The organism is Salinivibrio sp. AR640 (genome assembly GCF_001995405.1).
In the GTDB taxonomy this organism is placed as follows: domain Bacteria; phylum Pseudomonadota; class Gammaproteobacteria; order Enterobacterales; family Vibrionaceae; genus Salinivibrio; species Salinivibrio costicola.
In genome coordinates this window covers 166,030-187,507 of sequence record NZ_MUFD01000003.1, presented here as the reverse complement: position 1 = coordinate 187,507, position 21,478 = coordinate 166,030, and the positions used below count along the sequence as shown (strand labels likewise).

Genomic DNA, 21,478 nt, shown 5'->3' with positions numbered 1-21,478 from the left:
GTGCAGGCACCGGCAGTAATCAAACCCTGAGTTTCGCCTTCAATCGAGATATAACATGGCGTTGGCATAATCGCTCCTTTGTATGTCATGGAAGACACATCGCCACCGTGGCGGTGTGCCTGTTCGCTCTCTTATCCTGCGAAATGCATGCCAAGTTTTTTACCATTAAAAATCAGTGCTTTATAGTATGACTGACCAATTTTTTGCACGTGCCAAGCAACTTCTTGCCAAGCCAAGCAAAAAGTTGCTTAGCCAGCAGGTTAACGAGCTGGTATTTGTGTTGTCATTTTCATCGCTATTTTTTTGAACCCACTCGGCATTGTTAGTGGGTCATCGCACACTTATTACTTGGTTACGATCTCTGTTTGCGGGCCCAGTGGATGTAGTCTTGGATCACAGGCTCAGCGAGTAAAAGGTCGAGGCTGTGTAATGCGCGACCCAGGTGTTTTTCACTGAATTGGCGATGAATAAAAGCATGGCAAGGCCGGCATACCCAAATACCGTTTTCGCGCATGTAGGGTCGGGAAAAGCGCTTGGTGAACCATTTGTTGTTATGACAAGTTTTGGGGATCAAGTGATGGAAGGTCAGCGGCCTTGAGTGCTGACACAGTGCACAGGGCGTTGAAGAAGGCGGAGAGGCTGGCATACAGATAATAATACTTAAAAAGAGGGTCGCATCGATAACTGCGACCCTCGTTACCAGTATCTGGTTCAATTACGCAAAGTTGTCACGCAAGTATTCAATAATGTCGTCCGATTCGTACATCCACTGGGGTTCGCCGCCTTGGTCAATACGCAAACAAGGCACCATGCCTTTGCCGCCTTCGGTCTGTAGGCGTTGCCATTCTTCGGCGTTAGCGTTCATATCCACCAGCGGAATATCTAACTTAAGCTCTGTCATGACTGCACGCACTTTATGGCAAAATGGGCAGTGCTCTTTGTGATACAAGCTTAGTCCGTTCAAATCAGCCATTATGTTTCCTTTTAGGTCATCAGGGCGGCTCTTCAAATACCACCAACTGTGTGAATTCACTCTACGTAATGATGGCATTAAACTTGGTCCTAACGCTAGTCGTTAGCCTGTTTTATTGGCACTACATGAGCAACTAAGAGCTAAATGACAATTAATCTATCACCTCAAGGTATATTGCTCATCACTCAAACGCTGGATAATTTGTTGCAATAACAAAGACAGTCAATCAATTCGCCAGCCACGTGTGCCACGTTGAATTTTTTATCGCATAGGTTAAACCCGTTCCGCTCCAACACTGTTTGCGATGCCATGTTGGTCGTAGACGCCATGGCGTTGAGTCTCACAAGTCCGTATTCGCGCGCAACCTCTAGAGCGTACTTTACCGCTCGAGAGGCAACCCCCTTCCCGGTGTGTTGTTCTGCAATGCGATATCCCAATGAACCTGATGCAGATACCGCATCAATTTGGCTGATATTGACCCGTCCCAAAAGCAGGCCCTCGGCATCCGTGATCAACATCGGTACGTGTTGCCCCTTCTGATGTAAGGCAAGTAATTCGCAGATGTGACCGTATACACCTGCTCGGCAATAAAACGCCTCACCGCGCGATTCAATATAGGTTTCAAAATAAGCACGGTTTTGTTGTTCAAAATGGAACAGCAAGTCCGTATCGGCGAGGGTAAGGGGGCGGATCAGTAACTGCATAACACGATCAATTTAATCCGGCCCATGTTCAAACTGTTTTAATGCCTCATTAGGCGTATGCCATGGTGCCTTCGACGCCGTGTGAATGTGAAAATTTGGCGCGGATTGTGGGGCGGTATCCAAAATTCCTAGACGAATATTGAACATTCCCTTATTGATTTTATGAGAGAAAAGGCTCGACCCACATTGCCCACAAAAAGCAAGCACCGTTTCTGCGCTTTTCTCATAATAACGAATATGCGTTTGACCAGCCGTGATCGAGACTTTGTCTGCCTCTATGCCGCCGACTGATGAATAGTCTGAACCAGTAAACTTTCGACATTCAGAGCAATGGCAGTTTCCCATATAAAGGAAAGTGTCAGGTAATGTAAGACGGACACCACCGCATAGACAGCTAGCAGAGAGAGTGGACATGAGCATACCTCTATCTAAAGTATCAGACTCTATTGTCTGCTCTTGCCTAACAAAAAACAATTAAAATGTTTAATTTCATAGTCATAGCTATCTATTAATCTTTCCCAGAGAAATTGTCTTATCTCGTCGTCGTACTACTATTTACAGTGTAAATTTATTGACAACGCGTCGTTCTAACCAGGCACCTAACGAATAAATGCTCACAATCCTGACGCACTCCTGAACATATAGTGACATTGATCACATAAATTATTGCAGTTTGATGAAGCCCGCCGTACTATCGACCCAAATGACATTTTTGGGACAAGGGTCACACATAGGGTGGTGACACCTGCTACGGACGGGCAGATCGTTTTATCGACTTGAGGATAATATGACATTACCACGATCTTCATCTGCTGCGCGTACGGTGCTTAAAGGCGCCGGACAATTTTTTGCAATCGCCCTTTACTTCGCAGGTATTGCAGGCATTGTTCATTACAGTGTCGCGTCGCACAACGTTGCTTCCGAATCATCATTGATTGAGCTTTCCCAACTGGGGCTACTCGCCGCGACCGTATTTGCGTTTCGTCGTGTCGCTAAGCTCAGTCAATCCCTTCACCACGCAGCTGGGCTAATGAGTGCCTTTTTTTTGGTATTAATGATCCGAGAGCTGGATGCCACACTTGATATGGTGATGCATGGTTTTTGGAAAGTGCCGGCATTAATTGTAACGGGGCTCGCCATTTGGCCCGCATTGAAACACTGGCGTGAAACCCTCACTAGCCTTGCGCACGCAATCCATTCAAGACACAGCACGGTTTTAATGATCGCATTAGCGCTGTTACTCGTGTATTCGCGTTTGTTTGGTATGGGCGAGTTATGGGAACAAGCGATGGGCGCCAACTACGTGCGAGATGTGAAAAATATCGCTGAAGAAAGTACTGAGTTAGTCGCTTATTCACTCATTTGGCTTTCGGCTCTCGGGTATCTTGTTGAGGCAAAGAAGTTGAGTTTCGTACCAAAAACTCGGCCAAGCTCAACGACAATCGAAAGTGATATCTCAGTCTAATCACCCTCTTCCCCAAATACTTATCTTGTTTTGACGTCGCCAGTGGGCGACGTCGCTGCTTAATGCTAAGATTGAAACAAATAGCATAGGAAGCCGAAAGCATGATGAGAACATTTGCGGTTTTTATTCTCCTTATGAGTGTCTTCGCTCACGCCAATACAGAGGATAAACCAAAAGCCGAACAGCTGGTGACAGGAAAGAATGAGGCTATTTGCAAATCGACGTTTGGACAAGAAATGATCAGCCAGCAAATGACATTCAGCAACCAAACGAACACGCAAAATATCCGTCGGATTGCCGAACGCAAGATTGCTGCAGCACGCAAAACATTTGCTGACACCGGTAGCTATTGTGATGCCGCACACGTGTTGTTGACATTCGAGCCCGAGTCTCTGTCCGGTAAAGATGGCGACGCGCAATTTCGTAATAACTGATGTGCCATAAATGTGGCACTCAGCTTCTCGTTTTGATAGCCAATTAGCCCCCCCTTATCTACTACGCCGGCGATAAACGCTGATTGATACCCCATACCTAGTATTGGCTGTGGTACACTTCGACCACAACTTAACAAGGGGTATAACGATGAGAAAAACGCTATTGATTTTGGCTTTAACGGCGACACTAGTCGGTTGTGAAAACGATGAAGTGGGCGATGTCAGCTTAGGCATGTTCACCATGAAAGACATTAAACTCAATCACCTTGTCGATCCTGTGGTCAGTGGCGTCACATGCCATGTTGCGTCTGTTGAGGCTAATTTGAGCTTTTCTGATCCAAGCGACAGCGCGATTTCATGCCGACAAACTGGCGAGATTACGCCCGAGATGCTTGCCAATATCGATAAAAGTACATCCGGCGAAATAGTATTTAGAAAGTCGAAAAGTATATTTTTTAAGTCAATGAAAATTCGTCGTATTTTCGATGCTAAAAATCAAACGCTTATGTATTTGTCGTACTCGACCAAAGAAACGTCAGGCAGCTTTAAACATAGTCTTTCGACAGTTCCGCTATGGGGAACCAAAGCCTACCAATCTCAGCCACAAAAACACTAATAACCCAAGACGTAGTCGTTATCTGCTAATGCGCCACTCCTATGAGCGATCTTTTATGAATACGATACAAACACAAATGGATGCATGGCTCGATGATGTCGTGATCGGACTAAATCTCTGTCCATTCGCCGCCAAGCCCCGTCGCAACCAACAAATTCGGCTAGATATCTGTTATGCAACGGAAGATGACGCCATCCTCGAAGCGATTTATCACGCATTTGTGCATCTGACGCAGACAGACGCCACCATCACAGATACAACCGTGGTCGTCGTCCCCGATGCACTAGCAGACTTTGATCACTATCTTGCACTGGTTGAAGCTACCGATGCGCTAATTGATCATTACGGTTGGCGTGGCCGGTTCCAGGTCGCGAGTTTTCATCCTGAATACTGTTTTGACGGCTGCGCCCCAGAAGATAGCGAAAACCTTACCAATCGCTCTCCTTATCCATGCTTCCATTTAATTCGAGAAGCAAGCATGTCGCGTGCGCTTGAGCATTATGGTCAAGATCCCGCACTTATCCCTGAGCGCAACGTTGCCTGCGTTGAAGCGCTGACACCCTCTCAACGTCAAACACTGTTCCCTTGGATAAACGATGATCAAAATTAAATGATGACCTGCGTTTGATTGAAGTGCCTACCTTTAATTGAAGTGTCAGCGGTGATCATCCATCGCCAATATTGGGTATGGCAAAAGTCGATCCCTGACTAACTTTGATAACGAAACAGGCAAGAATGTAAGACACAGTTGGCATTTCCGATGTCATCGACTTGTTGATTGACCGTGCGCATCTAAGGATACAAGGAGAGGAACAAGGGAGTGACTATGTCTTACAACAGATTTGAGGCCCCAGTTGGCTGCGTCATATTCGATTGCGACGGCACGCTGGTTGACTCAGAGAAACTATCGCATAAAGCCTTGGTGGAAACTTTCGCGACATTTGGCGTCGTGATTAGCTTACAAGAATCTCTTGATCACTTCGAAGGTGGAAAGCTCTCAGATGTACTGCAAAGCACGTGTGAGCGAAGCGGCGCACATATCCCTATCGACCAGCTCGAGCCGCGTTTTCGTGATTTATGCCATCAGTACTTTGAAGCGGAGCTACAACCAGTTAAAGGCATAGAAACGCTAATCAAGGCGCTTAATCAGCAAGGTATTGATACCTGTGTCGCCTCCAATGGCCCTGTTGAAAAAATGGAACACGCATTAGCACTCACCAAGCTGCTACCTTATTTCCAACATCGCTTGTTCAGTGCTTTTGACACCAACAGCTGGAAGCCTGCCCCTGATCTCCTTCACTATGCCGCAATGAATATGGCCTGCCCCACAGAGCAATGCATCTTTATCGACGATACCAACAAAGGGATCCAAGCAGGGATTAACGCACACATGCGTACTGTCCATTTTAACGCTAACCCCAATGTGCGGACGACTGATCATCCTTTAGTGACGCGCGCATTCAGTATTGAAGACCTAATCGACCTGTTGTGCTGATCCGCTTTTCTGGTTAGTGGATCGTCCACACAGCGCAACTGCATGTTGCCGCCACCATTCTTGATCAATACGCACGGTTTGCCACGTGTCTGCTTGCGTTATCCGCCAATAGCGTGTCAACGTCAATGTCGGTGTGCCTGGCGCGACCTCTAAGCCACCACTTTGCGACGATGCGAGCGCCTCCCAAGCACTTGACCAACTGACCTCAGCCATTGCAAGCGCCCAGTTAGTGCGTATCGTATGATCTAGCCTCGCCTTGTCACCAGTCTCCCACACAGTGGGGAAGAAATCAGGGTGCAGAAACGTCCGTATCCATCCCACCGGTAATTGCTCGATACATACGCGCCCCTCGCCTTCATACACTTGACCGAAAGGAGGAAGTAACATGTGATCGCTGATCGCAGCATCAGCCATCTTCTTGGTTTGAGCATGCCAAACAAACTGGCCACCATACGGTCCAAAATACTCCTGCCAATCGCTTAACTGAGTCGGATCATAAGGACACGGCGTGGGTGCGACAAACCAACCTCGACGATCTCGCCGATACAAGCGCCCCTCTGCTTCTAATACAGCAAGCGCTTCGCGCAAGGTCACGCGCGTAGTCGAAAACGTCTCCGCGAGCTGTCGCTCCCCCGGTAACTTTTTCCCCGGAGCCAGTAGCCCGCGATCGATTTGTGTTAATAATTGCTGGCGAATCGCCATAAACTGCATCATCAAAGGTCACATCTGCTTGATGTTCATATTTTTGGTGTGATCTCTCTCAACTTGCTGTTAAAACCTGACCACAATGTCCAAGAATCAATCAGTGATTAAGATAGAATTGCCAGTCTACTTGCAATCGGAGCAAAGAACAAAAGATGCATCCAAGGAGCGTACAAAAACTTTTCCCCACACGACTAGCCCAACGTCTTGTATGCACTGTACTTTTTTGCTGGCTTGGTTTTACACCGTTAGGCTATGCGGATGATAACCCGCTTTCTGACTATTTTATTGAAACGTGGACAACGGCCAACGGGTTGCCGCATAACAGCATCAATGCCATTGAACAGACCTCTGATGGCTACTTGTGGTTTGCAACGTGGGAAGGCGTCGCTCGCTACAACGGACTCGAATTTGTCCTGTTTGATCGCGGCCCGAACACGCACATGCAAGACTCCGGTACCCGTGCACTCGCCACTGGACCTGATAACCAATTATACGCAGGGGGCGCTCGCGGCAGCCTAGTGATGCGCAGCGGCTTTTCTTGGCAGAACTTACCGGTGGCACCAAGCTTAATAAACGATGCGCTGCATGACCAGTCTGGAGGATTGTGGCTTGCTATAGAGGGGATGGGCGTGCTCTATTACACGTCCAAACAACTGAGGCAGCCAAGCCCCGACCCTCAGCATTTTATTAAGACGACCAGTAGTTACCACTTAGCACAAACCGATCAAGGCCATATTTATGCCGCCACTGAGGACGGTGTTTACCAGCTTTCCAAACACGCCGGCGCCGTTCATCTTTCGTTTCATAACCTTTTTACCAAAGCATTTTATGTTTCCAGCAGTCAAGATGGCGCATTGTTAGTGGGATCAGAAAGCGGTGCATGGCGCTATAAAAACGAACGTTGGACGCCACTGGCAAGCGCATTGCTCAACCAAGCGATCACCATGGTCGAACAAGACAGCCGCGGGACCTATTGGTTTGGCACACTCAACCGTGGGATCGCACACCTGCGTGACAATCATCTCGACTTCCTGGATGGTCATCGAGGACTCCCGAATAATCGTATTCTTTCATGGTTTGAGGATAATGAGGGCAGTATCTGGATAGGCACTAATGGCGGAGCAATGCGGCTTCGTTACGCCCCTTTTGTCACCTTAACCAAAGACAATGGACTCGCAGGTAACTACGTGCGCACCGTACTGGGAGGTGACGGCAATACTGTTTGGGCGGGTTCCAGCGAAGGATTGAGTCAGATTAATACGATAGCGGGCAACGCACGCGTACTCGCCGATAATATTTCAGTCCTTAGTCTCGCGCATCGACAGCAAGGCGGACTATGGGTAGGGACTTATCAAAAAGGGCTCTACTACTGGCACCAAGGCTCACTCACGGCGGCCAACACCATCAATGACCAATTGCCAGATAGCGAAATACGAGCAGTTGTCGAACGTAATGGCGTCTTATGGGTGGGAACACCACGTGGCTTAGTCGAGTTTGATCAACACCAAAGCAAATCACCAACCGCAGCATCAGTGCCTTATCAAAAACAGGCTCTCTATCATAGCCAAAACAGTGCGTTACCTGGCAGCTACATTATGTCGCTGGCATTTGATGACACCGATAAGCTATGGATTGGCACCGGTCGCGGCGCCAGCTATCTGTTAGAAAAGACAATCACTACACTCGATTTTTCCGCACAAGAGCAGGCCCAATATGTTTTTGGCTTTTTCCACGAGCCGGGGTACGTTTGGATGGCCACCGATCGCGGTATTGTGCGCTATCGACAAGCTGACGGCCACCAAGCTTTAGTCGGCAGACCGCAGGGCCTACCAATTGATAAGTTCTTTCAAATTGTGAAAGGTGATGATCAAAGCTTTTGGCTATCCAGTAACCGAGGTATCTGGCGTATCAATTATGATCACGCCCATCAAGTTGCAGATAAAACACGCACGCGTATCGACTTTGAACATTACGATCAAAGTGACGGCATGCTGAACAGCCAAGCTAACGGTGGCTCAAACCCTGCGGCAACTAAAACATCACGTGGAGACATTATTTTTGCCACTGCCAAAGGCGTTACTAGCGTTAATCCGACTCGGTTATCCCAACTACTGAGTCACCCTTTACCCATAGTCATGCAGACCGTACGATTCGACAGCAAAGACATGAACCCTGAAACGACGGGAAAGGCACCAGCGGGGACCAACCGTATCTTGTTTTCCTATGCCGCCCTCGGGTATACCATGCCGGAGCAAATCCAATATCGAACGCAGTTAGAAGGGTTCGAATCTGATTGGGCATACCGCCATGAAAACCATATTGCCGAATATACGAACCTACCACCAGGTGATTACACCTTTAAAGTAAGTGCTCGCTATCCTTATAGCGACTGGAGTGATGATGTGCTCAGTTATCACTTCAGCGTTATGCCATCACTGTGGCAACGCGCTGATGTGCGAGCGCTAGGCTTTTTGCTGACTGTGCTTGCGGCCTACGCCGCGTTTATGTGGCGTATTCGACACATGAAGAAAAAAGCTATCCAACTCGAAGCGTTAGTCGAAGAGAAAACCCAGGCCTTACAAGCCCAAGCCGATGACTTCGAACGAATGTCTAAAGAAGACGCCCTCACTGGACTGGCCAATCGACGAGCCTTTGATGAATATTGGCATCAGGTATTCGAAGAATCGCGCCAATCCGGGACAGATTTGCAAGTCGCGATCTTAGACATTGATCATTTTAAACGCATTAATGATCACTATTCTCACCTGGTGGGGGATCAAATTATTCAGCGAGTCGGTAGCTTACTTCTTCGCGAGCAGACACATTTGCGTCATATCGCTCGTTGGGGCGGTGAAGAATTTACGCTTTTATTAGCGGGAACGCCTGCAGACGGTTATCGCTATTTTGACGGCTTAAGACGCCGAATTGCGGCGTTAGATCTAAACGATATTGCTCCCTCGCTTAGTATTACCGTCAGTATTGGCGTGGCAAGTAACCACCAGGCATCAGACTATGTCGATGGGTTAAAGAAAGCCGATCAAGCCTTATACCGGGCCAAACGCGATGGACGTAACTGTGTTCGCCAAAGCAATGATACTGCGTGATGATGATGTAAAAAGGGAGCGTTAAACGCTCCCTGATAAGTTTCACATGCAGGATAAACCAATGAGCTTATACGCTCATTGCGTTTAAGGCATAGTCTTTAAGCTCTTTTCATATGATTCATATTGTTTAGTAACAGAATCAGTTGGCCCGCCCGTCAACTTACTGACGATAATGGCACTCAAGCCCGCAAACAAGAAGCCAGGGACGATTTCATACAAATCGAAGATACCGCCAGGTATTTGTTTCCAAACCACCACGGTAATCCCGCCCACAAGAATCGCAGCCAGCGCACCATTGCGGTTCATGTCACGCCAGAACAGGCTGAGCAACAAGGCAGGACCGAATGCGGCACCAAAGCCAGCCCAAGCATAAGACACCAGACCCAGAACAGAGCTATCAGGGTCCATGGCTAAGCCAAGCGCAATCGCAGACAGCAAGATAACCGCACCACGACCGACCATGACCACTTCTTGGGTCGATGCGTCCGGACGGAAAACTTGCTTGTAAAAATCCTCCGCGAGCGCAGACGACGATACCAATAGTTGAGAATCTGCTGTACTCATAATCGCCGCTAAAATTGCCGCCAACAGGATACCTGCAATCACTGGATGGAATGCCGCATTGACCAACAACATGAAGATTTTTTCACCGTCAGCCAGGGTGCCTGACATATCATTCTGCACGTACAAAATACCCACTAAACCGATCAAGACCGCACCGACCATGGATAATGCAGACCAACCCACTGCGATACGACGCGCCGTGGTAATGTCTTTATTGGAGCGAGTCGCTTGGAAACGCGCCAAGATATGTGGCTGGCCAAAGTAACCTAAGCCCCAGGCCGCCAAAGAGACGATACTGATCCAAGTGAGTGGCTCACCATCTACATCACGCCATAACGTCATCAGCTCAGGATTGATTGCGGCAACATCACGGCCCAATTTGAAAATGCTGCCGTCCATAATAACAAATGGCACGATCAACAAGGCCGCGGCCATCAACAGTCCTTGCACCAAGTCAGTCCAAGATACCGCCAAGAAGCCACCAAACAAGGTGTATGACACAACACAAATCGTGCCAATCACCACCGCGGTTGTGTAATCAAACCCAAATACCGTGGTGAACAGTTTACCCCCTGCAACCAAGCCTGAGCTGGTGTAGAAAAGGAAGAAAAGCAAAATGAAGAAAGCAGAGATGGTTTGCAGCAATTTTGATTTATCCTCAAAACGGCGAGCAAAAAATTCCGGTAACGTCAGCGCGTTATCTGCTTCAATACTGTAAGTCCGCAGGCGTTTGGCACAAATTAACCAGTTAAGATAAGTACCCAACAACAAACCGCCCGCAAGCCAAAGTGATTCCATTCCCGCAGCGTAGGCATAGCCAGGAAGCCCAAGCAGCAACCACCCACTCATGTCTGATGCCCCTGCTGACAACGCAGCGGGCCATGGGCCTAACGACCGGCCACCGAGGAAATAATCTTCGGAGTTAGAAGTCCGTTTGTAGGCATACACACCAATGGCAAGCATCATGATGAGATATGCCAGAAAGGTTGCACTGATGGCATAGCTATTGTCTATCATATGTGTCCCTCAATTGCATGGCCCCAATCGGGGCCATTTCTGGAAAGTTAATGTTCACCACTACCGAGTTCCAGAAGCGTGGCATTACCACCTACAGCAGTGATATTTATGGTTCGGGTGCATTCGGTCACGAAACGCAACACATAGTCAGGACTACCAATCACTGAATACTGCTCAGTGTCGGTTTCCGCAACCAGTGTCGCAATCACACCCTGTCGTTGTGCGAGCTGACGATTGACGTCTCGCACATGTTCTTTGGTTCCAGTCGTCGCTACACCAACGACCTGCGGATGCTTGAATAGATCACTGTACATCTCTAGATCGACACGTACAGCGACTCTATCTGGACATCCAGCTTTAACAAGATCCGCCATGACCGCGTCGGCTTTGTCCGCATGCGAACTTTCCACGCTCACGACGACACAGTTACCCGCCACTAACGCAGCCGCTAACTGACCACACAAAGCAATAGACGTCAGAGACGCATCACCTGTCATGGCGATAGTCCCTCTTCCTGCCGTATACAGCTCGTTCGTTTCACCAGTCGGGCCAGGCAATTCGTGTACCTTATCGAGCAAGCGCTGAGCGTTCTCACACTGAAAACGAATCATCTTCGCTGCGTGGGCAAAGTCATCGCCGCGAGCGGCGACCGTGTCAGACCACCGTTGCAATAACGCAATGCGACCGGCGACAGTTTGATCATTCCAGTCTTCCCAAACCGCTTCACACTGCTCTAAAACGCTATTTAATTGATGCATGACGCTTCTCCTGATCCTGATATCAACCGACTTGTTGCACGTTTACTGATGCTTGCGTAAAGCGATACAGATAGTGTGGTCCACCCGCTTTAGGCCCAGTTCCCGATAAGCCGCGACCGCCAAAGGGTTGAACGCCAACGACAGCGCCGACCTGATCACGGTTGACATAACAGTTACCTACCCGAGCACGATGCTCAATATGGGCGCAGGTCGTTTCATTGCGGCTATGCACCCCCATGGTTAAGCCAAAACCTGTTTGGTTGATATCATCAATCACCTTATCGAGCGCATCCGCGCGATAGCGAACAATATGTAGAATGGGACCAAAATGCTCCTCACTCAGTTGATCAATACTGCGGATTTCAAACGCCGTTGGTGGCACAAACGTTCCTTTATCACAATCTTCAGAGAGTGGAACTTGCGTGACCAACTTACCGCTGCGCTTCATCTGTTCTATGTGAGCAAGAAGCTTGTCTTTCGCCGTTTGATCAATCACTGGCCCCACATCGGTTGATAGCCGCTCTGGGCGTCCCACAGACAGCTCCGCCATCGCCCCTTTTATTAAGCCAATCACGCGGTCAGCAATGTCTTCTTGAATATAAAGCACACGCAATGCTGAACAGCGCTGACCCGCAGAGGCGAAAGCAGAACGCAATACATCGCGCACCACCTGCTCGGGCAATGCCGTACTGTCCACTAGCATTGCATTCTGCCCCCCGGTTTCCGCGATAACTGGCACAGGATCGGCATCGCGCTCTGCCAAGGTGCGGGTAATACGCTGTGCTGTTGGTGTGGATCCGGTAAATGCGACCCCTGCAATACGCGTATCCTCGGTGAGAGGCGCTCCCACCACAGGGCCACTGCCAGGTAATAGCTGAATCACCCCAGCAGGGATCCCAGTGTCTAACAGCAACTCAATCGCGCGATAAGCAATAATAGATGTCTGTTCGGCCGGCTTGGCCACGACAGTATTACCGGCCACAAGCGCCGCGCCAACTTGGCCGAGGAAAATCGCTAATGGGAAGTTCCAAGGGCTGATACATGTAAAGACACCGCGTCCTTGATAGGTCACCGATTGTGCTTGTCCATCGAAGCCTTGATAGGCCAGTGGCTCCGTTTGCAACGCTTTAGCCTGCTCGGGGTAATAACGTAAAAAATCGACGGCCTCTCGGACTTCATCAATGCTATCGTGGATAGTTTTACCCGCCTCACGATGACAGATCGCCACCAGCTCACCCAAATTTGCTTCTAGTTTATCAGCAAGGTCAAGTAAGTACTTACCACGCTGGCTAACCTCGGTATCTCGCCATGTCGGATAAGCCTGTGCCGCAATATCGAGGGCGTTATTCACCTGTTCAGCCGTTGCCCAATCAACGTGACCTACGGACTCATTGCGATCATAGGGCGCGGTTATCGCGTGCGTATCGCCTTTCAGGCGCTGACCATTAACAATGGGGCCGGCCTGCCATTGATACTCGCCCATGAAGGGAACAACACTGTCCTGGAAGGGTTGCCATTCTGATTCGATATCCGTCGCGACACCTTGCGAGTTTTTACGGGCGGGCCCAAAAATATCTTGCGGCATAGGAATGCGATCGTTGTGCAAGGTGTGATTAGCACACAAAGTATCAACCGGATCGGCAATCAAATCGTCAATCGGGCAACGGGCATCAACCAAACGATGTACAAACGAACTATTGGCACCGTTCTCTAACAAACGGCGAACCAGATAAGGCAACAAATCTTTATGGCTGCCGACTGGCGCATAAATACGCACGTCGGTGTTGAACAAGGCTTTGGCGTGATTGTAAAGCGCATCGCCCATGCCATGTAGGCGCTGGAACTCAAAGTCATTATGTGTCGCCATAGACGCAATCGCCGCAATCGTGTGGGCATTATGGCTGGCAAATTGCGGATAAATCAGACCGCGTATATGCTCGCTAAGTAGGAATCGTGCACAGGCGAGGTAAGAAACGTCTGTCCCTTCTTTGCGGGTAAATACCGGATAACCGTGATGCCCAGTTTGCTGACACAGTTTAATTTCACTGTCCCAATAAGCGCCTTTTACTAACCGCATTGGGATCACATCACCTTGTTCTTTTGCTAAAGCCGCTAACCAAGTGATCACAGGTAGCGCGCGTTTAGAGTAGGCTTGCACCACTAAACCAAACTTACCCCAACCTTTCACCACAGGGTCGCGATATAGCTTTTCAAATAGCGCAAGCGAAAGCTCCAACCTATCCGCTTCTTCCGCATCAATGGTGATCGCAACATCTTTTTCACGCGCACGTTTCAGCAAAACCAGAACCGTCTCAAACATCTCTGTCATCATACGATCTTGATTTGCCGCTTCATAACGTGGATGCAAGGCAGACAACTTGATTGAGACGGATGGTGACGGTCCTTGATAACTGGCTTTCGCCTCGCCGACGGACTCAATCGCCTGTAAGTAATCGTTGAGATAGGCTTTGGCATCATCTTGAGTTAATGCCGCTTCACCGAGCATGTCGAACGAGTACGTAAAGCCATTCGTGCGCGGGCCTTCGCCGTTTTTCTGCGCCTCATCAATGTCACGCCCAAGCACAAACTGATGACCCATGATTTTCATCGCTTGATGCATCGCTTGGCGAATCACAGGCTCTGACATTTTATTCACAAGGCGATTGATCACTGACGCCGGTTTGCCTTCGGTGCTCTCATCTAAGGTCACCACTTTACCTGTTAGCATTAACCCCCAGGTGGAAGCGTTGACAAACAAGGAATCAGAGTGGCGCAAATGTGCTTTCCAGTCAGCAACACTGAGTTTGTCACGAATAAGCGCATCAGCAGTATGCGCGTCGGGGACCCGCATCAGAGCTTCGGCAAGACACATCAACAGAATGCCTTCCCGTGTGTCTAAACTGTATTCCAACAACAGCGCATCAATCATTTGTACGGCTTTTTTATCAGCACGTACCCGCTCAATTAACTGAGTCGCTTGACGACGTGTTTGCTCTCGCTCATTTTCTGAAGCTTGCGCAAGCGGAATGAGTTCTTTCAGCCACTCACTTTCGTCAACACAATAAAGCGGAGAGATTTCAGACCAAATCTTCGCTAATGGGCGCTCGATAAACGAGGGCTGCATAGCATCGATGGCTTTAAACATAGCGGTATCCTCACTCACGTCCTCCCAAACTCGGGCAGGAAAATGTTACGTCATTGTTACTCTGCGATCGATTCTATGCGTGGTCTATCAGTAAGGTCTTACAAAAAACACCGGCATTATTGCAAAATCCTCCGATGATTAACAAATAAAGTCGCCGATCGCTATAGAGGCGTAACAAATGATCGGCAGCTGAGTCGATGTGGTGCAACGTTATGCTGGGTAAATTGCGATAATCTTTGGCTTAAGGTGTGCATTTAAACCTGGCGGGCGACAAACCAAAATAGCGCGAAAACGCATTAGTAAATCCACTTTGACTAGAAAAACCACAACTGTCTGCAATTTGAGCCATGGTTAGATCACTGTCTTTGATAAGCTGCTTTGCCATTGCAAAGCGTTTATCCAGTACATATTGATGCGGAGTGGTCCCGACTTGTTGTTTAAATAATTGATGAAACTGGCTTTCTGCCAAGAAAACACTGCCCGCTAATTGCGCAACTGTGATCTTACGGCTGATATGCTGATGAATATAGCGATCGATAATATCCATATTTAATCGATGGCCATCGCGACGAGGAGAGACATGATCCCGGAAGTGACGGTGCAACACACACATTAACGTATCGGCACAGGCACGACTGAGCAAAGGATCGGAGGGATTAGCAATCATTTCTGCCGATAATGCTTTGATCAGTATTTGTGCGTGAGTATCCAATTGAAAATAAGGCTCACGAGCAAATAAGCGCGCAATATTTTCATGCATTAACGCTTGCTCTGACCATTCTTGCGAAGGAAGGTTAATCACTAAAATTTCGTTTCGTCCCACGCCAGTAAAAGCATGTTCTTGAGATTCCGCGACCAAACAGCCCTGTCCTGGACCAATAAGACTTCCTCGTCCACCAACATCAAACTCCGTTTGTCCCTGCAGCCCAATGACCACTTGTTTGTAGTCATGACTGTGGTGCCGTGGCTGTCTGGGTAAGGCAATGACTTCTGAAACCTTCGGTGATGCAGCCATTATGCTCCTCCCTTATTCACGATCTTTGGCTCATCGTCTGTTAACCCTTCTTTATTCTGGCACGCTTTCTCCCCATTCGCGAATGCTTCTCTGTTCTCAGCTAACCATTGTTCTCGGCTAACCATTGTTCTCGGCCAACTAATAGCTAAAACGACCAATCACACATGATGTGGTTTCCATCATGGCAATTTTACGGAACTATGATCAAGTACCGCATTTTTTACGGCGAATGTCATTTTGACCTTGAAAATGCGAAGGATCCCTCATGTTTTTACGATTGATCATCGAAAAGGCAAGACTAACAAGATGAAAAAAGACGATAGAAATCTAACTAAACAATTTAATATCAATGCGTTAGTCAAGGTTCGATGGGGACAAGCCTCTCTTGATCATCGTTTCGGTGCGATCGCGGGCGATCAACCCCTTGATCATTCTTCCGATTTAATCCGTCATCATGCAATCTTATTTGAAGCATGGGACCGCTTAAGGTAATCTTCCATAAACCTAAAACCATGAGCACAGTTGCACCGATCACGTCGCAGAATGCTGACTGCCGTCAAATAATTAACACGGTTTGCGTGGCAACACGGGTTTCCGTGATAGTCTACTTTTTGGACATAGGTATTATTATTGCGACATGCGTAAGCAAGGGAACTATGACAACGAAATATTTAAAAGCGTTATGCTTAGCGCTCCCTCCCCTACTGCTAACCGAGTTGGCGTTCGCTGAAAACGCGTCTTCCGCTGATAATCTCGATCCGGTCAGTGAGTTGGTAGAGAAGCTCCGTGATAAAGAAGATTCACTGGAGTCTCGAAACGATGAACTGGCTCTGCAGCAGGCGAAGTTGGATGACCTTCTGGTTAAGCGCGCGACGTTAGAAGATGAGCTGAGCAACCTGAAGCGCAAACGCAGCAATGCAAAAGCAGAGCTCGATGCAAAATTTCAGGATTTAATCGCCGATCCGAGCACAGATATTAGCCCGTATCAGCAGGCCTACCAACAAACATGGCAGAAGGTGAATGATCAGCAGCGCGAACAGGCTGCCAACGAAACCGCGATTATTGAGCAGAAAAAACATCTGGCAAAACTCGAGCGTAAGCAAGCATTGCTGGCAACGACGTTAGAAAACTTGCATGAAGCGATGCGCGAAGCCCGTGCAGAGCGTCTGCGCAAAGAGCTAACGCAGAAAGACACCATCGAGGTTGTCCATAGCCTGACTTGTTCGCCAAACATGACACTGTCTTCCTGTGCAAATCAAGGCAAGACCTTGACCATGCAGAAAGCCATTCGAGAGTTCCGTGGTCAGGTAACCAACTTTGTTACCGAATCAGACGCTGTGAAACAAAATATTGATAACGTGGCGTTCAATATTCACGTGACCAACAGCGAGATCATGGACGCGGGCTTTACCGGCGGCACGGATTACACTACTCGGATAAAAGCAGAGCTGGTGAGTCGTCCGGATAAGACAGCCTCATGCCGTTTGCTTGATTTGGAAGACAGATACTGTGTTGAGACGACACAAGCACAGAAACAAGCACAGCGTAAGCAGCAGGCAAAACGTTGGGTAAACGTGACTGTCCGCTCTAACCGTTATGATGACAACGTAACCATCAACGATGTGACTTATGGCAGTACACCCGTCGAGCTGATGTTACCGGTTGGTAATCACGATCTGACGGTGACCAAACCCGGCTTTATTCCCTATGATCGAGAAATTTATCTAGGTAAAGATCAAGTTGTATGGGCCAAGCTTAGAGAGCAGCCAAACCAGCCGCCCAGTCCAGGCAAAAAGTTTACTGATCCCGTTGCAAAAAACCTGGAAGCACCGCAAATGGTCGTCATTGGCGCCGGTGAGTACAAAGTGGGCCCTGATGCGCGCGAAAAGGTGGCAATTCAGCAATCATTCGCGATAGGCGCCACACCTGTCACCGTCGAGCAGTTTGATGCCTTTGTCACTGCGTCTGGGTATGTCACTGCCGCGGAACAAGGCAATGGCTGTAATACGCTGGTAAACGGTGAAATCAGTCAAAGTTTAGAATCAGATTGGCGTCAGCCAGGCTTTGATCAAGCGGCTGATTCGCCCGTTGTGTGTGTTAACCAAGACGACGCCAACGCCTATATTGATTGGCTCAGCCAGCAAACTGGGCAACATTATGCACTTCCTAACGACGTTGAATGGGAAGTCGCGGCACGCGGCGGCACAGAAAGTGACTATTGGTGGGGCAATGACATTGGCGTAGGAAATGCGAATACCGGTTGGAGCGGCACAGTCTGGTCTAACGATCGTACCTCCCCCGTGAAAAGCTTTCCGCCTAATCCATTCGGTGTTTATGACACCGCGGGTAACGTCTGGGAGTGGGTTGGCAGCGACACGCCGCTTGCACGTGGTGGCGCTTGGAACTTCTCTCCTCAGCGTTCACGTGCCTCTGAGCGTCTAGAGTTGGGTGAAAACACCAGTGCTAATTACCTTGGTTTTCGAGTTATCAGACACATTAAAACTCGCTAAATTAAGCATTCACCCACATATAAAACAAACGCCGCTAAAAAAGCGGCGTTTTTTATATCGGACGTTTCTTACTTACGCTTACTACGTTTACCCACCCAAAGTTAACTCGCCTATTACCGGCTCTGCCATCTTGCAGCATAACAATCTTGATATTAAGTTGCTTTATCCTGTGTCAATAGGTCAAACCCCCCCTACCCAACGTCTAATCTTCTAGATATAGTAAGGTCTGTAAACGCAATTTGTCCCGATAGACGCGTTTGCAGTTCCTAACACTGTTAGGTGCAGTCAGATAAAGAGCTTATATCAACTACCCTCATGGTATGAGTGAATTATCTAGACAACCTCTTCTACACGTCGTACAGGATAACTCCCTTCGGGGAAATCTTGTCTTTGCCGGCTTTATGCCGGCTTTTTTTTATGCTCCAATAGCTTGTCGACTTTTCACTATCGACCCAGAATCGTTACTCTCAAAACAATAATAACGCGTCGGTAAGCTATATGAATCACCCGCTCTCTCCTTCCCCCGTGCCTCCAGCTTTGTCTATGCTTGAGCAGCTCCCCGGTTGTTGGGGCTGTAAAGACACGCATTCAGTGTTTGTTTATGCCAACACTGAATATTGCCGGCTCATCGGCCTCGAACAGCCACAAGACTGTATCGGTAAAACTGACTACGATATGCCTAGCCCTACCACACGGTTTGCGCGTCAATTTCAGGCACAGGATCATTACGTGATGGAAACGGGTAAGCGTCTTCGTGTACTCGACATTCATCCTTACGCGAACGGCCGCTGGTACGCGCACTTATTTACAAAAACGCCTTGGTATAATGACAAGGGTGAAGTGTGCGGTGTGATGTTTTGTGGCCAAGAGCTGAGTGATACCGCTATTTTAGAAGTGGGTCACTGGATATGTCATGCGGTGACACATCCGGAAGAAGCGCAAACGGATCATCATCACCACCAATCACATATCCATCTCACTGCGCGTGAGCAGGAAGTTCTATTCCTTCATTTACACGGCAAAAAGCCGCAGAGCATTGCAAACACCTTATCCGTTTCCGTCAAAACCATCGAAAACCACTTTGCGCACTTACGCGAGAAGTTCGAGGCTGACTCCAAAGCGGCGCTACTTGAACGCGCACTCGCGCAAGGGTTTGGATCTGCAATACCAGAAAGCCTGTTAACCCAACAGCTCTCTATCGTGCTTCGAGATTAATAACACAAAACGACAAACAAAGAGGCCAATATATCGCTATATTGGCCTCTTCCACAGGTTTACGGTGCTAAGCGCTCAATGTCCCAGCTTTCATCTTTTTGTCGTTGATACAAGAATCGATCATGCAAACGATGCGCACCGCCTTGCCAAAACTCAATGCTCTTAGGTATCACACGATAACCGCCCCAAAAAGTGGGGACCGGCACTTCACCTTTCTCAAACTGCTTTTTCAGCTCTAAAAATTTTCCCTCTAGCGCCGATCGCGCAGACAATCGTTCACTCTGCTTACTCGCCCACGCCGCAATTTGGCTCTCCTTTGGACGAGACGTAAAATATTTAAAAACGTCTTTTTTACTCAAAGGCACGGCTTCACCCATAATGTGGACTTGCCGCTCGATAAAGTGCCAGGGAAAATGCAAACTAATTTGGCTATTTTCCTTGAGGTGTAGCGCTTTGCGACTGCCTAGATTGGTATAAAATACAAAGCCATCCTGGTTAAAATCTTTCAATAACACGATGCGTTGAAAAGGCTGCCCATGCTCATCAACAGTCGCAATCGTCATCGCGGTCGGATCGGGCACCTGAGTATCAATCGCTTGCTGCAGCCAGTGCTCAAACAGATCCATTGGCGTACTCGGCAAATCGTCGCGACGCAATCCCCTTTTTGTATATTCTCGTCGAATATCGGACAAATCCATTGCTCTCTCCCATTCATTTACTTTCCACTATTTTGCGCAGGAAAACGCTGATTAACAAGTTGATTTTCAGCTATACATGGCGCCTACCAGGCGACTTTTTATGGTTTAACCAAAGTCACCCTATTCCTAGCAATACGGTGAAAAGTGACTCGCTCATCTAGACTAGAAAGTACTCACACTGATACGAGGAAAAGGCCGTCAAGGTGCAGTATTTTCGACATTATTTTGATATCAGTAAGTTGCGTTTTTAGAAAGCCATCTTGCACTGCTATGACTCATGTTTAAGGTATGGCAAACTGAGTAGACCTTGGTCAAATTAAACTATGTTTGGACATAACGACGCATCAAGCGATGTCACTAAGTCCTTAGAAGAGAGAGACAATCAGTAATGAAGCGATGGCACATCATTGTCCTGATCCTGTTTATCTCATTTGGGACGGTTGGACTGACGACAAAGGAAGCACGCTGGGTCGATAAAGTCGCTAACTTTTACGGTGATCGTGCAGGTAAACGCGTTACAGCATGGCGGAATATGGTCGAAAATAGTCAAGATGTATCAGAGCTCGATAAGCTCGACCGCGTCAATGATTTTTTCAACCAACTGTATTTTGTTGATGATATCGACTTGTGGGGCCAAAAAGACTACTGGGCAACGCCGCTTGAATTTCTTGGTGCTGCTGCTGGCGATTGTGAAGATTTTAGTATCGCTAAGTATTTTTCGCTACGAGAATTAGGAATCGATGATAAAAAGTTGCGGCTTGTTTACGTCAAAGCCATCCGCCTTGACCAATTCCATATGGTCGTCGCTTATTACCCAACCCCTTCTTCCGAGCCGGTGCTATTAGACAACTTAGACCCAGAGATTAAACGCGCGTCATTACGCCGCGATCTGTTACCTATCTATAGTTTTAATGGTAGCCGATTATGGTTAATGAAAGAGCGTGGACAAGGTGAACTAGCGGGCAACGCCTCAAGGCTTGGCCTTTGGAATGATTTGCGCACTCGTGTCGAGTCGCTAGAAATGCAAAAACCGATTAGACAATACGATAGGTAGACACCG

The 21,478-nt window shown here is 48.2% G+C and carries 19 protein-coding genes and 1 pseudogene; 10 read left to right on the top strand and 10 right to left on the bottom strand.

Annotated features, from left to right (window positions below; all coding sequences use genetic code 11):
* The 4 genes and pseudogenes from BZG75_RS15190 to BZG75_RS03385 all read right to left on the bottom strand — a co-directional run.
* Positions 1–68, bottom strand: a pseudogene (locus BZG75_RS15190) (type VI secretion system tube protein Hcp); the annotation flags it as partial.
* 647 nt (positions 69–715) lie between these two features.
* A complete protein-coding gene (locus BZG75_RS03395; protein WP_077460799.1) occupies positions 716–973 on the bottom strand; it encodes a glutathione S-transferase N-terminal domain-containing protein in 258 nt (85 codons plus the stop codon).
* A gap of 185 nt (positions 974–1,158) precedes the next feature.
* On the bottom strand, positions 1,159–1,677 hold the full coding sequence (locus BZG75_RS03390) for a GNAT family N-acetyltransferase (protein WP_077460800.1): 519 nt from the start codon (positions 1,675–1,677) through the stop codon (positions 1,159–1,161).
* Positions 1,678–1,689: 12 nt separating this feature from the next.
* Positions 1,690–2,091, bottom strand: coding sequence for a GFA family protein (locus BZG75_RS03385; protein WP_077460801.1), 402 nt, complete (start codon positions 2,089–2,091; stop codon positions 1,690–1,692).
* Positions 2,092–2,464: 373 nt separating this feature from the next.
* Between BZG75_RS03385 and BZG75_RS03380 the strand changes: the two genes are divergently transcribed.
* The 5 genes from BZG75_RS03380 (at position 2,465) to BZG75_RS03360 (ending at position 5,687) form a co-directional block, all read left to right on the top strand.
* Positions 2,465–3,142: a hypothetical protein gene (locus tag BZG75_RS03380; protein ID WP_077576168.1), complete on the top strand. Its 678-nt coding sequence runs from the start codon at positions 2,465–2,467 to the stop codon at positions 3,140–3,142.
* 101 nt (positions 3,143–3,243) lie between these two features.
* A complete protein-coding gene (locus BZG75_RS03375; RefSeq protein WP_077576166.1) occupies positions 3,244–3,576 on the top strand; it encodes a hypothetical protein in 333 nt (110 codons plus the stop codon).
* 148 nt (positions 3,577–3,724) lie between these two features.
* The gene (locus BZG75_RS03370; RefSeq protein WP_077576165.1) at positions 3,725–4,192 is read left to right on the top strand and encodes a CreA family protein; all 468 of its coding nucleotides are present in this window, start codon (positions 3,725–3,727) and stop codon (positions 4,190–4,192) included.
* Between the two features lie 55 nt (positions 4,193–4,247).
* Complete coding sequence (locus BZG75_RS03365; protein WP_077576163.1) at positions 4,248–4,802, top strand: DUF1415 family protein; 555 nt, start codon at positions 4,248–4,250, stop codon at positions 4,800–4,802.
* Positions 4,803–5,018: 216 nt separating this feature from the next.
* On the top strand, positions 5,019–5,687 hold the full coding sequence (locus BZG75_RS03360; RefSeq protein WP_077576162.1) for an HAD-IA family hydrolase: 669 nt from the start codon (positions 5,019–5,021) through the stop codon (positions 5,685–5,687).
* Here the strand turns inward: BZG75_RS03360 and BZG75_RS03355 are convergent.
* Complete coding sequence (locus tag BZG75_RS03355) at positions 5,667–6,401, bottom strand: GntR family transcriptional regulator (protein WP_108742872.1); 735 nt, start codon at positions 6,399–6,401, stop codon at positions 5,667–5,669. The two genes, BZG75_RS03360 and BZG75_RS03355, sit on opposite strands and share 21 nt — an antisense overlap.
* A gap of 143 nt (positions 6,402–6,544) precedes the next feature.
* Between BZG75_RS03355 and BZG75_RS03350 the strand changes: the two genes are divergently transcribed.
* Positions 6,545–9,496, top strand: coding sequence for a ligand-binding sensor domain-containing protein (locus BZG75_RS03350; protein ID WP_077576160.1), 2,952 nt, complete (start codon positions 6,545–6,547; stop codon positions 9,494–9,496).
* An 84-nt stretch (positions 9,497–9,580) separates the two neighbouring features.
* Here BZG75_RS03350 and putP read toward each other — a convergent pair whose 3' ends face one another.
* The 4 genes from putP to BZG75_RS03330 form a co-directional block, all read right to left on the bottom strand.
* Positions 9,581–11,077, bottom strand: coding sequence for a sodium/proline symporter PutP (gene putP / locus BZG75_RS03345; protein ID WP_077576158.1), 1,497 nt, complete (start codon positions 11,075–11,077; stop codon positions 9,581–9,583).
* 47 nt (positions 11,078–11,124) lie between these two features.
* Positions 11,125–11,835: an aldehyde dehydrogenase family protein gene (locus BZG75_RS03340; protein ID WP_077576157.1), complete on the bottom strand. Its 711-nt coding sequence runs from the start codon at positions 11,833–11,835 to the stop codon at positions 11,125–11,127.
* Positions 11,836–11,857: 22 nt separating this feature from the next.
* Positions 11,858–14,980: a bifunctional proline dehydrogenase/L-glutamate gamma-semialdehyde dehydrogenase PutA gene (gene putA / locus BZG75_RS03335; protein WP_077576155.1), complete on the bottom strand. Its 3,123-nt coding sequence runs from the start codon at positions 14,978–14,980 to the stop codon at positions 11,858–11,860.
* A gap of 241 nt (positions 14,981–15,221) precedes the next feature.
* Positions 15,222–15,995: an AraC family transcriptional regulator gene (locus tag BZG75_RS03330; RefSeq protein WP_021024058.1), complete on the bottom strand. Its 774-nt coding sequence runs from the start codon at positions 15,993–15,995 to the stop codon at positions 15,222–15,224.
* Between the two features lie 306 nt (positions 15,996–16,301).
* Between BZG75_RS03330 and BZG75_RS03325 the strand changes: the two genes are divergently transcribed.
* The 3 genes from BZG75_RS03325 (at position 16,302) to BZG75_RS03315 (ending at position 19,720) form a co-directional block, all read left to right on the top strand.
* The gene (locus BZG75_RS03325) at positions 16,302–16,487 is read left to right on the top strand and encodes a hypothetical protein (protein ID WP_077576154.1); all 186 of its coding nucleotides are present in this window, start codon (positions 16,302–16,304) and stop codon (positions 16,485–16,487) included.
* A gap of 164 nt (positions 16,488–16,651) precedes the next feature.
* Positions 16,652–18,505 (top strand): SUMF1/EgtB/PvdO family nonheme iron enzyme, encoded by a 1,854-nt coding sequence (locus BZG75_RS03320; protein ID WP_077576152.1) that lies wholly within the window; start codon positions 16,652–16,654, stop codon positions 18,503–18,505.
* A gap of 498 nt (positions 18,506–19,003) precedes the next feature.
* Positions 19,004–19,720, top strand: coding sequence for a helix-turn-helix transcriptional regulator (locus BZG75_RS03315; RefSeq protein ID WP_077460814.1), 717 nt, complete (start codon positions 19,004–19,006; stop codon positions 19,718–19,720).
* Between the two features lie 59 nt (positions 19,721–19,779).
* Here the strand turns inward: BZG75_RS03315 and pdxH are convergent, their stop codons facing one another.
* A complete protein-coding gene (pdxH, locus tag BZG75_RS03310) occupies positions 19,780–20,418 on the bottom strand; it encodes a pyridoxamine 5'-phosphate oxidase (RefSeq protein WP_077576151.1) in 639 nt (212 codons plus the stop codon).
* A 388-nt stretch (positions 20,419–20,806) separates the two neighbouring features.
* On the opposite strand from pdxH, the gene BZG75_RS03305 reads away from it, so the two are divergent.
* Complete coding sequence (locus BZG75_RS03305; protein ID WP_077460816.1) at positions 20,807–21,472, top strand: transglutaminase-like cysteine peptidase; 666 nt, start codon at positions 20,807–20,809, stop codon at positions 21,470–21,472.
* Positions 21,473–21,478 lie beyond the last annotated feature (6 nt).

Excerpts from the sequence above, each read along its gene's own strand:
- BZG75_RS03325 (WP_077576154.1), top strand. The coding sequence starts at position 16,302 with ATGAAAAAAGACGATAGAAATCTAACTAAACAATTTAATATCAATGCG.
- BZG75_RS03340 (WP_077576157.1), bottom strand. The coding sequence starts at position 11,835 with ATGCATCAATTAAATAGCGTTTTAGAGCAGTGTGAAGCGGTTTGGGAA.
- putP (WP_077576158.1), bottom strand. The coding sequence starts at position 11,077 with ATGATAGACAATAGCTATGCCATCAGTGCAACCTTTCTGGCATATCTC.
- BZG75_RS03350 (WP_077576160.1), top strand. The coding sequence starts at position 6,545 with ATGCATCCAAGGAGCGTACAAAAACTTTTCCCCACACGACTAGCCCAA.
- BZG75_RS03360 (WP_077576162.1), top strand. The coding sequence starts at position 5,019 with ATGTCTTACAACAGATTTGAGGCCCCAGTTGGCTGCGTCATATTCGAT.
- BZG75_RS03390 (WP_077460800.1), bottom strand. The coding sequence starts at position 1,677 with ATGCAGTTACTGATCCGCCCCCTTACCCTCGCCGATACGGACTTGCTG.
- pdxH (WP_077576151.1), bottom strand. The coding sequence starts at position 20,418 with ATGGATTTGTCCGATATTCGACGAGAATATACAAAAAGGGGATTGCGT.
- BZG75_RS03355 (WP_108742872.1), bottom strand. The coding sequence starts at position 6,401 with ATGATGCAGTTTATGGCGATTCGCCAGCAATTATTAACACAAATCGAT.
- BZG75_RS03330 (WP_021024058.1), bottom strand. The coding sequence starts at position 15,995 with ATGGCTGCATCACCGAAGGTTTCAGAAGTCATTGCCTTACCCAGACAG.
- BZG75_RS03365 (WP_077576163.1), top strand. The coding sequence starts at position 4,248 with ATGAATACGATACAAACACAAATGGATGCATGGCTCGATGATGTCGTG.
- putA (WP_077576155.1), bottom strand. The coding sequence starts at position 14,980 with ATGTTTAAAGCCATCGATGCTATGCAGCCCTCGTTTATCGAGCGCCCA.
- BZG75_RS03305 (WP_077460816.1), top strand. The coding sequence starts at position 20,807 with ATGAAGCGATGGCACATCATTGTCCTGATCCTGTTTATCTCATTTGGG.
- BZG75_RS03370 (WP_077576165.1), top strand. The coding sequence starts at position 3,725 with ATGAGAAAAACGCTATTGATTTTGGCTTTAACGGCGACACTAGTCGGT.
- BZG75_RS03385 (WP_077460801.1), bottom strand. The coding sequence starts at position 2,091 with ATGTCCACTCTCTCTGCTAGCTGTCTATGCGGTGGTGTCCGTCTTACA.
- BZG75_RS03395 (WP_077460799.1), bottom strand. The coding sequence starts at position 973 with ATGGCTGATTTGAACGGACTAAGCTTGTATCACAAAGAGCACTGCCCA.
- BZG75_RS03315 (WP_077460814.1), top strand. The coding sequence starts at position 19,004 with ATGAATCACCCGCTCTCTCCTTCCCCCGTGCCTCCAGCTTTGTCTATG.
- BZG75_RS03375 (WP_077576166.1), top strand. The coding sequence starts at position 3,244 with ATGATGAGAACATTTGCGGTTTTTATTCTCCTTATGAGTGTCTTCGCT.
- BZG75_RS03320 (WP_077576152.1), top strand. The coding sequence starts at position 16,652 with ATGACAACGAAATATTTAAAAGCGTTATGCTTAGCGCTCCCTCCCCTA.
- BZG75_RS03380 (WP_077576168.1), top strand. The coding sequence starts at position 2,465 with ATGACATTACCACGATCTTCATCTGCTGCGCGTACGGTGCTTAAAGGC.